The sequence below is a fragment of the Streptosporangium lutulentum genome (genome assembly GCF_030811455.1).
GTDB lineage: Bacteria > Actinomycetota > Actinomycetes > Streptosporangiales > Streptosporangiaceae > Streptosporangium > Streptosporangium lutulentum.
This window is the reverse complement of record NZ_JAUSQU010000001.1, coordinates 4,037,884-4,052,763: the sequence shown is the minus strand read 5'-3', so window position 1 is coordinate 4,052,763 and position 14,880 is coordinate 4,037,884. Positions and strand designations below refer to the sequence as shown.

General features: G+C 71.9%; 9 protein-coding genes. 8 read left to right on the top strand and 1 reads right to left on the bottom strand.

Features of this window, described 5'->3' with window-relative positions:
• Positions 1 to 66 precede the first annotated feature (66 nt).
• The 7 genes from J2853_RS18125 (at position 67) to J2853_RS18095 (ending at position 10,035) form a co-directional block, all read left to right on the top strand.
• The gene (locus J2853_RS18125; protein ID WP_307559444.1) at positions 67 to 1,386 is read left to right on the top strand and encodes an MFS transporter; all 1,320 of its coding nucleotides are present in this window, start codon (positions 67 to 69) and stop codon (positions 1,384 to 1,386) included.
• 129 nt (positions 1,387 to 1,515) lie between these two features.
• Positions 1,516 to 3,603 (top strand): molybdopterin oxidoreductase family protein, encoded by a 2,088-nt coding sequence (locus J2853_RS18120; RefSeq protein WP_307559443.1) that lies wholly within the window; start codon positions 1,516 to 1,518, stop codon positions 3,601 to 3,603.
• Entirely contained in the window at positions 3,600 to 5,003 is a 1,404-nt protein-coding gene (locus tag J2853_RS18115) for an FAD-dependent oxidoreductase (RefSeq protein WP_307559441.1), read from the top strand. Before J2853_RS18120 ends, J2853_RS18115 begins: the two co-directional genes overlap by 4 nt.
• Positions 5,004 to 5,023: 20 nt before the next feature.
• Positions 5,024 to 7,471 (top strand): nitrite reductase large subunit NirB, encoded by a 2,448-nt coding sequence (gene nirB, locus J2853_RS18110; RefSeq protein WP_307568718.1) that lies wholly within the window; start codon positions 5,024 to 5,026, stop codon positions 7,469 to 7,471.
• Positions 7,472 to 7,528: 57 nt separating this feature from the next.
• Positions 7,529 to 7,882, top strand: a complete 354-nt coding sequence (gene nirD / locus J2853_RS18105) for a nitrite reductase small subunit NirD (protein ID WP_307559439.1) — start codon at positions 7,529 to 7,531, stop codon at positions 7,880 to 7,882.
• Between the two features lie 222 nt (positions 7,883 to 8,104).
• On the top strand, positions 8,105 to 9,274 hold the full coding sequence (locus J2853_RS18100; protein ID WP_307559438.1) for a uroporphyrinogen-III synthase: 1,170 nt from the start codon (positions 8,105 to 8,107) through the stop codon (positions 9,272 to 9,274).
• Positions 9,275 to 9,279: 5 nt separating this feature from the next.
• A complete protein-coding gene (locus tag J2853_RS18095; RefSeq protein ID WP_307568716.1) occupies positions 9,280 to 10,035 on the top strand; it encodes a sirohydrochlorin chelatase in 756 nt (251 codons plus the stop codon).
• Between the two features lie 96 nt (positions 10,036 to 10,131).
• Here J2853_RS18095 and J2853_RS18090 read toward each other — a convergent pair whose 3' ends face one another.
• A complete protein-coding gene (locus J2853_RS18090) occupies positions 10,132 to 10,986 on the bottom strand; it encodes a PAC2 family protein (RefSeq protein ID WP_307559436.1) in 855 nt (284 codons plus the stop codon).
• A gap of 414 nt (positions 10,987 to 11,400) precedes the next feature.
• Here J2853_RS18090 and metH point away from each other — a divergent pair, with 414 nt between their 5' ends.
• A complete protein-coding gene (metH, locus tag J2853_RS18085; protein WP_307559434.1) occupies positions 11,401 to 14,865 on the top strand; it encodes a methionine synthase in 3,465 nt (1,154 codons plus the stop codon).
• The last annotated feature ends 15 nt before the right edge of the window (positions 14,866 to 14,880 follow it).

Genomic DNA, 14,880 nt, shown 5'->3' with positions numbered 1-14,880 from the left:
AATGTGCGTAACGCCACACTCCTAGATTTCGGGATCGACGCCCCCGGAACCGCAGGAGGAACAACGGTGAAGCGCTGGATCAGCGATTGGCGGCCCGACGACCCCGGCTTCTGGGAGAAGGGGGGCAGGAAGGTCGCCCGGCGCAACCTGATCTTCTCGATCTTCGCCGAGCACCTCGGCTTCACCCTCTGGACGGTGTGGAGCATCGTGGCCGTCCAGCTCGGCGACCACGGGTTCTCCACCGACCAGCTCTTCTGGATCGTCGCCCTGCCCAACCTGGTCGGCTCGGCGCTGCGCATCCCCTACACCTTCGCCCCCGCCAGGTTCGGCGGCCGGAACTTCACCGTGGTCAGCGCGCTGCTCCTGCTCGTCCCCGCGGTGCTCCTGGCCGTCGCGGTCAGCGACCCCGGCACGCCGTACCGGGTGTTCCTGGTGATCGCGGCCACCGCGGGACTGGGCGGGGGCAACTTCGCCTCCAGCATGGCCAACATCACCTACTTCTACCCCCAGGCCAAGCAGGGCTCGGCGCTCGGCCTCAACGCGGCCGGCGGCAACATCGGGGTCAGTTCCGTCCAGCTCGTCATGCCGCTGGTCATCGCCGGGTTCGGCCTGGCCGCCGCCGGGCTGTTCTGGGTCCCGTTCATCCTGGCCGCCGCGGTCGGCGCCTACTTCTTCATGGACAACCTGACCTGCGCCAGGGCCGCCCCCAGGGACCAGTTGAAGATCGCCGGCCGGGCCCAGACCTGGATCATGTCGCTCCTGTACATCGGCACGTTCGGCTCCTTCATCGGATACGCCACCGCTTTCCCGCTGCTGATCAAGAGCCAGTTCCCCGAGCAGGCGTCCCTGGTCACCCTGGCCTTCCTCGGCCCGCTGCTCGGCTCGCTGGTCCGGCCGATCGGAGGACGGCTGTCGGACAGGCTGGGCGGGGCCCGGGTGACGCTCGTCAACTTCGCCGCCATGGCCGGTGCGGCGGCCCTGGTCTGGCAGGGACTGTCCCAGCACGCCTTCGGCCTGTTCTTCTGCGCCTACATGCTCCTGATCGCCACCACCGGCGTCGGCAACGGCTCCACCTACCGGATGATCCCTGCGATCTTCCGGGCCAGGGCCACCGCGGGGATCGCCCCCGGCACGCCCGCCCACGAGGCCGCGACGGCCGCCGGCAGGCGTGACGCCTCCGCCGCGATCGGGATCATCTCGGCGATCGGCGCCTTCGGCGGCTTCTTCGTCAACCGGGGATTCGGCGGTTCCATCGCCGCCACCGGGGGAGCGGGCGCCGCGCTCGCCGCGTTCGCCGTCTTCTACCTGGTGTGCGCCGCCGTGACCTGGGGCTGTTATCTGCGGACCGCGGGCCCGAGGCCGAGCCTGGCGGCCGCCCGCGTCTGACTCCCGGCTCGTATCCGGCTTCCGGCTCACATCCGGCTCATCGCCAATGTGAACACGGTTAGCGGCTTGTAGCACATCGGTAACAGGGGGGACCCAGCTGTGAAACCGCCTGAAAGCACCATCGGACACATGCCGATCTCACTTCCCACCCGGACGCCTGTGAAGGCGGGGACGGCGACGCACTGCCCCTACTGCGCCCTGCAGTGCGGCATGAACGTCACCGTGGACGACACCGTGGGAAAGACGATCACGATCACCCCGAGGGAGGACATCCCCGCGGGAGCGGGCGGTCTGTGCCAGAAGGGCTGGACCGCCGGTGAGCTGCTGACCAGCGGAGAACGGCTCACCACACCCCTCCTGTACGGCCGGGCGGCCGGCTGGGACGAGGCACTCGACTTCGTCGCCGGCCGGATCCGCGCCGTCCAGGAAGAGCACGGCCCCAACGGCGTGGCCGTGTTCGGCGGCGGCGGGCTCACCAACGAGAAGGCCTACCAGCTCGGCAAGTTCGCCCGGATGGTCCTTGGGACCAGCCAGATCGACTACAACGGCCGGTTCTGCATGTCCTCGGCCGCCGCGGCCACCAACCGCGCCTTCGGCATGGACCGCGGCCTGCCCTTCCCGATCACCGATCTCGCCCGTGCCGACGCGGTCGTGCTCGCGGGCGGCAACGTGGCCGAGACCATGCCGCCGTTCGTCCGCCACCTCACCGCGATGCGCGAGCGGGGCGGCCGGCTCGTCGTCATCGACCCGCGGGTCACCGCGACGGCCAGGCAGGCCGACCTCCACCTCCAGCCGACCCCCGGCACCGACCTCGCGCTGGCCCTGGGCCTGCTGCACATCGTGATCACCGAGGGTCGCGTGGACGAGGACTACGTGGCCGCCAGGACGAGCGGGTTCGACGCGGTCCGCACCTCGGCCGCCGCCTGGTGGCCCGAGAGGGTGGAGCGGATCACCGGCGTTCCGGTCGCCCGGATGCGTGCCGCCGCCGCGATCCTCGGCGACGCGGACCGGGCGGCCATCCTCACGGGGCGGGGCGCCGAGCAGCACGCCAAGGGCACCGACACGGTGAGCGCGTTCATCAACCTGGCGCTCGCGCTCGGGCTGCCCGGCCGCGAGGGATCCGGCTACGGCTGCGTCACCGGCCAGGGAAACGGCCAGGGAGGCCGTGAGCACGGCCAGAAGGCCGACCAGCTCCCCGGATACCGGAGGATCGACGATCCCGCCGCACGGGCCCATGTGGCCGCCGTATGGGGCATCGAGCCGGAGGACCTGCCGGGTCCCGGCCGCTCCGCCTACGAACTGCTGGACGCGCTCGGCACCGACGGCGGGCCCAGGGCGCTGCTGCTGTTCGGCTCCAACCCGGTGGTCTCCGCGCCCCGGGCCGGTCACATCGCCGGAAGGCTCGGCTCACTGGACCTCCTCGTGGTCTCCGACCTGGTCCTGTCGGAGACGGCCGCGCTGGCCGACGTCGTGCTGCCCACCACCCAGTGGGCCGAGGAGGGCGGCACGATGACCAATCTGGAGGGCCGGGTGCTGCTCCGCCGCCAAGCGGTCGCTCCGCCGTCGGGGGCGCGGAGCGACCTTGAGATCCTCCGGGGACTCGCCGTGCGGCTGCGCGGCGCGGAGGGCTTCCCCACCGACCCGCGCGAGGTCTTCGACGAGCTGCGCCGGGCCTCGGCCGGGGGGATCGCCGACTACGCGGGCATCACCTACGAGCGGATCGCCGCCGAGACCGGCGTGTTCTGGCCGTGCCCGGCCGAGGACCATCCCGGCACCCCCCGGCCCTTCCTGGACCGGTTCGCCACCCCCGACGGCCGTGCCAGGTTCGTGCCCGTCGAGCATCGCCCGCCCGAGGAGGACATCGACCACGAGTACCCGCTGTACCTGACGACGGGCAGGGTGCTCGCCCACTACCAGAGCGGCGCGCAGACCCGGCGGATCCCCGCGCTCAACGCGGCGGTCCCGGGTCCCTTCGTCGAGCTCCACCCCGATCTCGCCGAGCGCCTGCGGGTGTCCCCGGGCGAGACGCTGCGCGTGGTCGGCCGCCGCGGTGAGACGGAGGGCGTGGCCAGGATCAGCCCGGGGATCCGGCCGGACACGGTGTTCATGCCGTTCCACTGGCCCGGGGTCAACCTGCTCACCAACCCCGCGCTCGACCCGGTGTCGCGGATGCCGGAGTTCAAGGTCTGCGCCGTGAGAGTGGAGCGCGCCGGATGACCCGGCTGGTGGTGGTGGGAAACGGGATGGCGGGCGCCCGCCTGGTGAGCGAGGTCCGCGCCAGGGACAGGCACGTCAAGGTGACCGTGTTCGGCGCCGAGACCTGGCAGCCCTACAACCGGGTGCTGCTGTCGAACGTGGTGGCGGGGACGATGACGCCCGAGCAGGTGCGGCTGCTGGACCCGGCCTGGTACGCCGACCATTCGGTGACGGCCCTGCCGGGCGTGGAGGTGGTCGCCGTCGACAGGGAGACCCAGGCCGTGATCACCGCCGGGGGCAGGCGGGAGCCGTACGACGTCCTCGTGCTGGCCACCGGCAGCCGGGCCGTGGTGCCGCCGGTGCCCGGGGCGGCCCGGGCCGTCACGTTCCGGACGCTGGACGACTGCCGGACGACCCTGGAGGCGGCCGCCACGGCGCGGCGCGCGGTGGTGGTCGGCGGCGGTCTGCTCGGCGTCGAGGCGGCCCGCGGGCTGGCCGGGCGCGGCCTGCCCGTGACGCTGCTCCACCTGGCCGGGCACCTGATGGACCGGCAGCTGGACGCGGAGGCCGGGCTGGTGCTGGGAGAGACCCTCGCGGGACTGGGCGTGGAGATCAGGACCGGCGTTGTGGTGGAGGAGATCCTCGACGAGGGGGTGCGGCTGGAGGGAGACGAGACGGTCGAGGCCGATCTGGTGGTGCTCGCGTGCGGGGTCCGCCCGGTGACCGGGCTGGCCGGGGACGCGGGGCTGGACGTGGCGCGCGGCGTCGTCGTCGACGACGAGATGAGGACCGACGACCCGTCGATCTTCGCGATCGGCGAGTGCGCCGAGCACCGGGGCACGGTCTACGGCCTGGTCGCCCCGGCCTGGGAGCAGGCCGCCGTGGTCGCCGACATCGTGACCGGGACCGACAAGACCTCCCGCTACCGGGGTTCGCGGCTGGTCACCCGGCTGAAGGCCAGAAGCGTCGAGCTGGCGGCGATGGGAGAGACCCACCTGACCGAGGACGACGCCGAGGTCGTGCGGTTCAGCCACCGGGCGGCGGGCACCTACCGCAAGCTCGTCATCCGTGACGACCGCCTGGTCGGGGCGATCCTGCTCGGCGCGACGGACGCGGTGGGCAACCTCACCCAGCTCTTCGACCGCGGCGGGCCGCTGCCGGGCGACCGGGCGGGGCTGCTGTTCCCGGGCGTTTCCGGCGGCGCGGTCGCCGAGAGCCCGGTCAGGATGCCGGACGCGGCGAAGGTCTGCCAGTGCAACAACGTGACCAAGGGACAGATCCGGGCCTGCTGGGAGTCCGGCGCCCGGGACGTGGACGCCGTGGCCGCCGCCACCCGGGCCACGACCGGCTGCGGCGGTTGCCGCGACGCGGTCGAGGGCATCGTCGGCTGGCTCTGTGAGCAGGAAGGAGTCTCCGCGTGACAACAACGGGAAGTGCCGGGGTGTCGCGGCTTGTCGTGGTGGGAAACGGGCCGACGTCGCACCGGCTGGTCGAGGCGCTGGTCGCGGGGGGATTCGACGGCCGGATCACGGTGTTCGGGGAGGAGCCCCGGGCGGCGTACGACCGGGTGGCGCTGACCTCCTACCTGGCCGGCAGGAGCGTCGCGGATCTCACCTATCCCGTTCCCGAGGGGGTCGTGCTGCGGCTCTCCTCCAGGGTCACCGGGATCGACAGGGAGAACCGGACGGTCGTCACCGCCGACGGCCACGCCGAGCCGTACGACGTGCTGGTGCTGGCCACCGGGTCCAGCCCGTTCGTGCCGCCGGTCCCCGGCAGGGACGTGGAGGGCTGCTTCGTCTACCGGACGATCGACGACCTGGACGCGATCAGGGAGGCCGCGGGGCGGGCCACGAGCGGCGTCGTCGTCGGCGGAGGGCTGCTGGGGCTGGAGGCCGCCGACGCGCTGCGCGGGCTCGGCCTGTCGACGCACATCGTGGAGATGGGCGGCTGGCTGATGCCCCGGCAGGTCGACGAGGGCGGCGGCGCCGTCCTGCGCGACCACATCGAGGCGCTCGGGCTCGGCGTGCACACCGAGGCGGGGGTGAAGGAGATCGTCGCGGGACCGGACGGGCGGGTCGCGGGCCTGCTCACGCCGGACGGTCGGACGATCGAGGCGCAGGTCGTGGTCTTCTCGGCGGGCGTCAGGCCGCGCGACGAGCTGGCCGGGCAGGCAGGGCTGGAGGTGGGCGGGCGCGGCGGGATCGCCGTGGACGACGGGATGCGCACCGGTGATCCGGCGATCTACGCGGTGGGGGAGTGCGCCCTGCACGAGGGCACGGTCTACGGGCTGGTCGGGCCGTGCCTCACGATGGCCGAGGTCGCCGCCGACCGCATCCTCGGCGGCGAGGCGGTCTTCACCCGGGCCGACCTGTCCACCAGGCTCAAGCTGCTCGGCGTGGAGGTCGCCCAGTTCGGCGCCATGGACGGCGCGCTGAACGTGACCTTCATGGACCCGGTGAGCGGGGTCTACCAGAAGCTGTTCGTCAGCGACGACGCCCGCACCCTGCTCGGGGGGATCTGCGTCGGCGACGCCACGCCGTACAACACCCTCAAGCCCTTCGTCGGACGGGACCTGCCCGGCGCGCCGGGCGAGCTGCTGTTCACCGGCGGCCCGGCGAACACGGACCTTCCCGACGACGCCCAGGTCTGCGCCTGCAACAACGTCACCAAGGGCCGGGTGTGCGCGGCCATCGCCGGCGAGGGCCTCACCGACGTGGCCGGGATCAAGGCCTGTACCCGGGCCGGGACCACCTGCGGCAGTTGCCTCCCGATGCTGAAGCGGATCCTGGTCACGTCGGGCGTCGAGGTCTCCAAGGCGTTGTGCGAGCACTTCGCGCACAGCAGGGCCGAGCTGTTCGACATCGTCCGGGTCCGGGGCATCGCGACGTTCTCCCAGCTCATCGCCGAGCACGGCACCGGGCGCGGCTGCGACGTGTGCAAGCCCGTCGTCGCCTCGATCCTCGCCTCGCTCGGCAACGGGCACATCCTCGACGGCGAGCAGGCCGCCCTGCAGGACACCAACGACCACTTCCTGGCCAACATCCAGCGCAACGGCACCTACTCGGTGGTGCCGCGCATCCCCGGCGGGGAGATCACCCCCGACAAGCTGATCGTGATCGGCGAGGTGGCCCGCGACTTCGACCTCTACACCAAGATCACGGGCGGGCAGCGGATCGACCTGTTCGGGGCTCGGGTGGAGCAGCTCCCGCTGATCTGGAGGCGCCTGGTGGACGCCGGATTCGAGTCCGGCCACGCCTACGGCAAGGCACTGCGGACGGTCAAGTCCTGCGTGGGCTCCGCCTGGTGCCGGTACGGCGTGCAGGACGCGGTGGGGCTGGCCATCGACCTGGAGCTGCGCTACCGGGGACTGCGCTCGCCGCACAAGCTGAAGTCGGCCGTCTCCGGATGCGCCCGCGAGTGCGCCGAGGCCCGGAGCAAGGACTTCGGCGTCATCGCCACCGAGCGGGGCTGGAACCTCTACGTCGGCGGCAACGGCGGGTTCACCCCGCGGCACGCCGACCTGTTCGCCGCGGACCTGAGCACCGGCGAGCTGATCCGGACCATCGACCGGTTCCTGATGTTCTACATCCGCACGGCGGACCGGCTGCAGCGCACCTCGGTCTGGCTGGAGAGCCAGGGACTCGCCTACGTCAAGGAGGTCGTCCTGGAGGACTCCCTCGGGATCTGCGCCGACCTGGACGCCCAGATGGAGCGTCACGTCGCCACCTACGCCGACGAGTGGGGCGCCATTCTGGCGGATCCGGAGAAGCTGCGGCGTTTCGTCTCCTTCGTCAACGCTCCGGGGACCCCGGACCCCTCCATCGCCTTCGAGACCGAGCGCGACCAGGTCAAGCCGGTCCTGATCCCGTTGGAGGTGATCCGTTCCTGACGCCCTTCGCGACCTGCGATCCGATCGACGACAGACGAAGGAGAGAGGATTTTCCCGATGACCGTCTTGCGCGAAGACGTGGAAACGACCTGCTGGACACCGGTCTGCTCCTACACCGACCTGCTTCCCGAGCGTGGCGCCTGCGCACTCGTCGGCGACCACCAGATCGCGTTGTTCCGGACCTTCGACGGCGAGCTGTTCGCCGTCGGCAACCGGGATCCGTTCAGCGGCGCCCAGGTCCTCTCCCGGGGGATCGTGGGCACCAGGGCGGGCGAACCCAGCGTCGCCTCTCCCATGCACAAGCAGGTGTTCTCGCTCGTCACCGGGGTGTGCATGGACGACCCCGAGGTGGTCGTGCCGACCTATCCCGTCCGGATCGTCGGGGGAGCCGTGGAGGTGGGCGTGCGGTGAGCGACAGATGCGAACGAAGGGCCCGGAGCGGTGAGCGACAGATGAACGCGGAGCGAGCCCGACGGAGTGCGCGGAGTGGTCCGCGCGGCGAAGCAAGCGGCCCGCGGAGTGAGCGAGGAGCGGTGAGCGACAGATGAACGCGGAGCGAGCCCGACGGAGTGCGCGGAGTGGCCGGCGAGGGACGAGTCGTCCGCGTGGTGAGCGAGGAGTGGTGAGCGACAGATGAGCATCGCCGTTCCGGACATCCCTGCGGGGTCCCCCGAGACCGCGCCCGACGCGCTGGCCGGGTTCACGATCGGAGTCACCGCCACCCGGCGGCGCGAGGAGTTCTGCGCCCTGCTGGAACGGCGGGGCGCGAGAGTGGTGCGTGCCCCGGCGATTCGGCTGGTGCCGCTGGCCGCGGACGCCGACCTGCTGGCCGCGACCCGCGCCAGCCTGTCGGGTCCCGTCGACGACGTGGTGGTCACCACGGGGGTCGGGTTCCGGGGCTGGATGGCCGCGGCCGAAGGGTGGGGGCTGTCGGCCGACCTCACGGCGCACCTGACCCGCGCCCGGCTGCTGACCCGCGGGCCCAAGGCGCGCGGAGCGGTCAGGGCCGCGGGGCTGAACGACCACTGGACGCCCCCGGCCGAGTCGTGCGAGGAGGTCAAGCAGCACCTGCTGGCCCAGGACCTGAGGGGTCGCCGCATCGCCGTGCAACTGCACGGTGAGCCGCTGTCCGGGTTCGTGGCCGCGCTGCGCGAGGCGGGGGCCGAGGTCATCGAGGTGCCGGTCTACCGCTGGCTGCCCTACCGCGACGCGTCGCCGCTGCGCCGCCTGATCAGCCAGGCGATCTCCGGCGGGGTGGACGCGGTCGCCTTCACCAGCGCCCCGGCCGTGCTGGCCATGCTCAACGCGGCCCGTGCCGACGGCCTGGAGGACGCGCTGATCGCGGCCTTCGCCGGGCCGGTCGTCGCGGCCTGCGTGGGACCCGTCACGGCGGGCCCCCTGGAGGCTCGCGGGGTGCCCGCCGTACTGCCCGAGCGGGCCCGCCTGGGCGCGCTGGCCCGCACGCTCGCCCGGCATCTGCCCGAGCACAGCGTCACCCGCCTGGTCGCGGGCGGCCACCGGCTGGAGATCCGCGGTCACGCCGTCGCCGTGGACGCCGAGCTCAAGCCGCTGCCGCCGGCCCCGATGGCGGTGCTCAAACGCCTGGCCGACAAGCCCGGCCACGTGGTGGCCCGTTCCGAGCTGCGGACCGTGCTGCCCGGCGGCGCGTCGCGCGACTCGGCGGAACACGCCGTCGAGATGGCCATCACCCGCCTGCGCCGCGCCCTGGGCCCCTCCGGCATCGTCGAGACGGTCGTCAAGCGCGGCTACCGCCTGGCCTGCGACCGCGGCGAGGTCATGTGACGACGATGGTCCTGGCCGGCCACGGGACGCGCAGCGCGCGGGGCGAGGAGACACTCGCCGGGCTGCGGGACCTCGTGCGGCGGACGCGTCCGGGGACCCGCGTGGAGCAGGCGTTCCTGGAGATCAGCTCGCCGTCGCTGGCCGAGGTGCTGCCCGCTCTGCCCGGCCCGGTGGTCGTGGTCCCGCTGCTGCTGGCGGGCGGCTACCACGTTCACGTCGACCTGCCCTCGGTGGTGGCGGCGACCAGGCCGGACGCGACGGTGGCGGCCCCGCTGGGACCGCACCCGCTGCTCGCCGCCATCCTGGCCAGAAGGCTCGCGAGCGCCGGGCTGAGGGCCACCGACTCGGTGATCCTGGGAGCGGCGGGGTCGTCGGACCCGGCCGCTCTGGCCGACGTGCGGGCGGCGGCCCGGCTGCTGGCGGTACGGCTCTCCCGCCCGGTCACGGCGGCCTTCGCCGCGACGGGGACCCCCTCGATCGGGGAGACGCTGGAGCGGCTGCGGTCCGGTCCCGCGCCGCGGATCGCCATGGCGTCGTACCTGCTGGCCCCCGGCTTCTTCCAGGAGCGTCTGGAGTCGTCCGGCGCCGACCTGGCCGGCGCTCCCCTGGGGGTGGACGCCGACCTGGCCGCGCTGGTGTGGACCCGATTCGATCAGGCCCGCCGGGGTTCCGGCCTCAGCTCCCGGACGATCTCCTCCGCGCTGTCGTCCCGCGAGGGCGCGAAGTCGACGCCGACGAACATCTCGGAGCAGGCGTGGTGAAACCGTTCGCCTGACTCGGTGCCGCCCGGGTGGGCCGATCGTCGCCCGGTACCTGTGCGGAAAGCAGGGGCCGACGGTGAATACGTGCTGCGGGTTTCAGCTGTCGGCGTCACGATCGCGGCGGCGAAGGTAACGCTCGAACTCCGCGGCGATGGCGTCGCCGCTCGCCTCCGGCAGCTCGGCGGCGTCCTTGCGCTCTTCCAGCTCCTTGACGTATTCCGCCACTTCGCTGTCCTGCGAGGCCAGCTCGTCCACGCCGTGCTCCCAGGCCCTGGACTCCTCGGCCAGCTCGCCCAGCGGCATCGGGATGTCGAGGAGGTCTTCCATACGGCTCAGCAGTGCCATGGTGGCCTTGGGGTTGGGCGGCTGGGCCACGTAGTGCGGCACCGACGCCCACAGCGACACCGCGTGTATCCCGGCGGCTCCGAGGGCGTGCTGGAGCACGCCGACGATCCCGGTCGGTCCCTCGTAGCGGGTCAGCTCCAGGTTGATCGCCCGGGCCAGGCCCTCGTCGGTCGCCGAGCCCACGATCGGCACCGGGCGGGTGTGCGGGGAGTCGTTGAGCAGCGCGCCCAGCAGGACCGCCAGCTCCACTCCCAGCTCGCGGCAGACCACGATGATCTCCTCGCAGAAAGCCCGCCACCGCATGTTGGGCTCGATGCCGCGCAGCAGCACCACGTCGCGGTCGACGCCCGGCGGCCGGGCCACCGACAGCTTGGTGGTCGGCCAGGTGATGGACCGGGTCAGGCCCTCGCCCATCTCGACGATGGGGCGCGTCACCTGGAAGTCGTAGTATTCCTCCGGGTCGAGGGACACGAGCGGGGTGGCCTTCCACGCGTCCTCGAGATGCGCGATCACTCCGCTCGAGGCCTCGCCCGCGTCGTTCCACCCCTCGAACGCGGCGATCAGCACCGGGTCGACGAGCTCGGGTAGACCTTCGATTTCGATCACGCGCCGCCTCCTCCTTGCCTCGCCGTCCTATTCGGCTAAGCCTATGCGGTTAGGGGGCCTCCACGTCACCTCCCCGAGGCGGTGCGAACGATCAGCGCGCCCCGGGCCGCGTCCGGGAGACACGCGGGAGGCGGGCTCGTCCGGCAAGGCCGCGGGAGGCGGCGATGCGGCCGCCGGCGCGGGCCGGAGCGGCGCGGAGGGCGGAGCGGATCCGCGGTGGAGGACGGGGCCGCCGGTGGGGTGGGAGTGACCCGTGCGGCGGGCGGGAGGCGGGTGAGCGGCTGATGCGGCGGGCGGGTGCTGGCGTCGTCGCCGCCGGACGGTCTCAAGGGGCGGAAGTGACCGGCCGGACGGCGTCATCCGATTGGGGCCGTGGAGAATAACGTTTGGACTGTTCCCAGTAGGCTTGAGCCCATGACAAGCACTCCGTCTTTCCGTGATGTCCTGGCCGAGCGCGTGATGGTCGCCGACGGGGCCATGGGGACGATGCTGCAGGCCCATGACGTCACCATGGATGACTTCGAGAATCACGAGGGCTGCAACGAGGTTCTCAACGTCACCCGCCCCGACATCGTCCGCGCCGTGCACGACGCCTACTTCGAGGTGGGCGTCGACTGCGTCGAGACCAACACCTTCGGCGCCAACCTCGCGGCCCTGGGCGAGTACGACATCTCCGAACGCGTCTTCGAATACTCCGAGGCCGGAGCCCGCGTCGCCAGGGAGTCCGCCGACCACTGGGCCACCCCCGACCGGCCGCGCTTCGTGCTGGGCTCCATCGGGCCGGGCACCAAGTTGCCCACGCTCGGGCACAAGCCGTACCAGACGCTGCGCGACGCCTACTACGACAACGCGGCCGGCCTGATCGCCGGAGGCGCCGACGCGCTGATCATCGAGACCTCCCAGGACCTGCTCCAGGTGAAGGCCGCGGTGATCGGCTCCAAGCGAGCCATCGCCGACGCCGGCCGTGACGTGCCGATCATCGCCCAGGTGACCATCGAGACCAACGGCGCGATGCTGCTGGGCTCGGAGATCGGCGCGGCGCTGACCGCGATCGAGCCGCTCGGCGTCGACGTGATCGGCCTCAACTGCGCGACCGGCCCCGCCGAGATGAGCGAGCACCTCCGCTACCTGGCCCGGCACGCGCGGACGCGCCTGTCGTGCATGCCCAACGCGGGGCTCCCGGTGCTGACCTCCGACGGCGCCTACTACCCGCTCAGCCCCCAGGACCTGGCCTCCGCCCACGAGACCTTCGCCCGCGACTACGGCCTGTCGCTGGTCGGCGGCTGCTGCGGCACCACGCCCGAGCACCTGCGTCAGGTGGTGGAGCGGGTGCGCGGTCAGGAGGTCGTGGCCCGCCGCCCGCGGCCCGAGGCCGCCGCGGCCTCCCTTTACCAGAGCGTTCCCTTCCGCCAGGACACCTCCTACCTGGCCATCGGCGAGCGCACCAACGCCAACGGCTCCAAGGCGTTCCGCGAGGTGATGCTCGCCCAGAACTGGGAGGAGTGCGTGGAGATCGCGCGGGCCCAGGCCCGCGACGGCGCGCACATGCTCGACCTGTGCGTCGACTACGTCGGGCGCGACGGGGTGGCCGACATGAAGGAGCTGGCGTTCCGCTTCGCCACCGCCTCCACGCTGCCGATCGTGCTCGACTCCACCGAGCCCGCCGTGCTGGAGGCCGGCCTGCAGATGCTCGGCGGGCGCGCGGTGGTCAACTCGGTCAACTACGAGGACGGCGCCGGCCCCGACTCGCGCTTCCACAAGATCATGACGTTGGTGCGCGAGTACGGCGCGGCGGTGATCGCGCTGACCATCGACGAGGAGGGCCAGGCCCGCACGGCCGACTGGAAGGTCCGGGTGGCCAGCCGGCTGATCGAGGACCTGCGGGACAACTGGGGCATGAACGTCGAGGACATCCTGGTCGACACCCTCACCTTCCCGATCGCCACCGGCCAGGAGGAGACCCGCCGCGACGGCCTGGAGACGATCGAGGCGATCGCCGAGCTCAAGCGGCGCTACCCGGGCGTGCAGACCACGCTGGGGTTGTCCAACATCTCCTTCGGCCTCAACCCGGCCGCCCGCATCGTGCTCAACAGCGTGTTCCTGAACGAGTGCGTCAACGCCGGTCTCGACTCGGCCATCGTGCACGCCTCCAAGATCCTGCCGATGGCGCGGATCCCGGACGAGCAGCGCCAGGTCGCCCTGGACATGATCTACGACCGGCGGCGCGAGGGCTACGACCCGCTGCAGCGGTTCATGGAGCTGTACGACGGCGTGGACGCCGCCTCGGTCAAGGCCGACCGGGCCGCGGAGCTGCTCGGCCTGCCCCTGTGGGAGCGGCTCAAGCGCCGCATCGTGGACGGTGAGCGCAAGGGACTGGAGGCCGACCTCGACGAGGCGCTGGAGCAGCGGCCCGCCCTGGAGATCGTCAACGACGTGCTGCTGGACGGCATGAAGACGGTCGGGGAGCTGTTCGGCTCCGGGCAGATGCAGCTGCCGTTCGTGCTGCAGTCGGCCGAGGTCATGAAGACCTCCGTGGCCTACCTCGAACCGCACATGGACCGCGTCGAGGGGGAGGTCAAGGGCCGCATCGTGCTGGCGACCGTCAAGGGCGACGTGCACGACATCGGCAAGAACCTGGTCGACATCATCCTGTCCAACAACGGCTACGAGGTCGTCAACCTCGGCATCAAGCAGCCGGTGTCGGTCATCCTGGAGGCGGCCGAGGAGAAGCAGGCCGACGTGATCGGGATGTCCGGGCTGCTGGTGAAGTCCACCGTGATCATGAAGGAGAACCTGCTGGAGATGAACTCCCGCAGCATCTCCGAAAAGTTCCCGGTACTGCTCGGCGGCGCCGCGCTGACCCGCGCCTACGTCGAGCAGGACCTCGCGGAGATCTTCCAGGGCGAGGTCCGCTACGCCCGCGACGCGTTCGAGGGCCTGCGCCTGATGGACGCGTTCATGGCGGTCAAGCGCGGTGAGGCGGGCGCGAGCCTGCCGCCGCTGCGCGAGCGCCGGGTCAAGGTGGGCGCCACGCTGGCCAGGACTCCGGAGGAGGAGTTGCCCTCCCGCTCCGACGTCGCCGCCGACAACCCCGTCCCGAAGGCCCCGTTCCTGGGCGAGCGCGTCATCAAGGGGGTGCCGCTGGCCGAGTACGCCGCGTTCCTGGACGAGCGGGCCACCTTCATGGGCCAGTGGGGTCTGAAGGCCGCACGCGGAGGCGACGGGCCCTCCTACGAGGAGCTGGTGGAGACCGAGGGCCGGCCCCGGCTGCGGATGTGGCTGGAGCGGATGCAGACCGAGGGCCTGCTGGAGGCGGCGGTCGTCTACGGCTACTTCCCGTGCGTCAGCGACGGCGACTCGCTGATCATCCTGGATGAGGCGGGCAACGAGCGGACCCGGTTCACCTTCCCGCGCCAGCGCCGCGACCGGCACCTGTGCCTGTCGGACTTCTTCCGCTCCAAGGACTCCGGCGAGGTCGACGTGGTCGCCTTCCAGGTCGCCACGATGGGCAACCGGGTCTCGACGGCCGCCGCCGAGCTGTTCGCCAAGGACGCCTACCGCGACTACCTGGAGCTGCACGGGCTGTCGGTCCAGCTCACCGAGGCCCTGGCCGAGTACTGGCACGCGCGCGTCCGCGGCGAGCTGGGCATCGGCGGGCAGGAGTCGCTGGAGGACATGCTGAAGGTCAACGTCACCGGTTGCCGGTACTCCTTCGGCTATCCCGCCTGCCCCAACCTGGAGGACCAGGTCCAGCTGATGGAGCTGATCGATCCGGGCCGGATCGGCGTGGAGCTGTCGGAGGAGTTCCAGCTCCACCCCGAGCAGTCGACGTCCGCGCTGATCGTCCACCATCCTGAGGCCAGCTACTTCAACGTCTGAACGACCAGGGGGTTT

Excerpts from the sequence above, each read along its gene's own strand:
- J2853_RS18120 (WP_307559443.1), top strand. The coding sequence starts at position 1,516 with ATGCCGATCTCACTTCCCACCCGGACGCCTGTGAAGGCGGGGACGGCG.
- J2853_RS18115 (WP_307559441.1), top strand. The coding sequence starts at position 3,600 with ATGACCCGGCTGGTGGTGGTGGGAAACGGGATGGCGGGCGCCCGCCTG.
- nirD (WP_307559439.1), top strand. The coding sequence starts at position 7,529 with ATGACCGTCTTGCGCGAAGACGTGGAAACGACCTGCTGGACACCGGTC.
- J2853_RS18100 (WP_307559438.1), top strand. The coding sequence starts at position 8,105 with ATGAGCATCGCCGTTCCGGACATCCCTGCGGGGTCCCCCGAGACCGCG.
- J2853_RS18095 (WP_307568716.1), top strand. The coding sequence starts at position 9,280 with ATGGTCCTGGCCGGCCACGGGACGCGCAGCGCGCGGGGCGAGGAGACA.
- metH (WP_307559434.1), top strand. The coding sequence starts at position 11,401 with ATGACAAGCACTCCGTCTTTCCGTGATGTCCTGGCCGAGCGCGTGATG.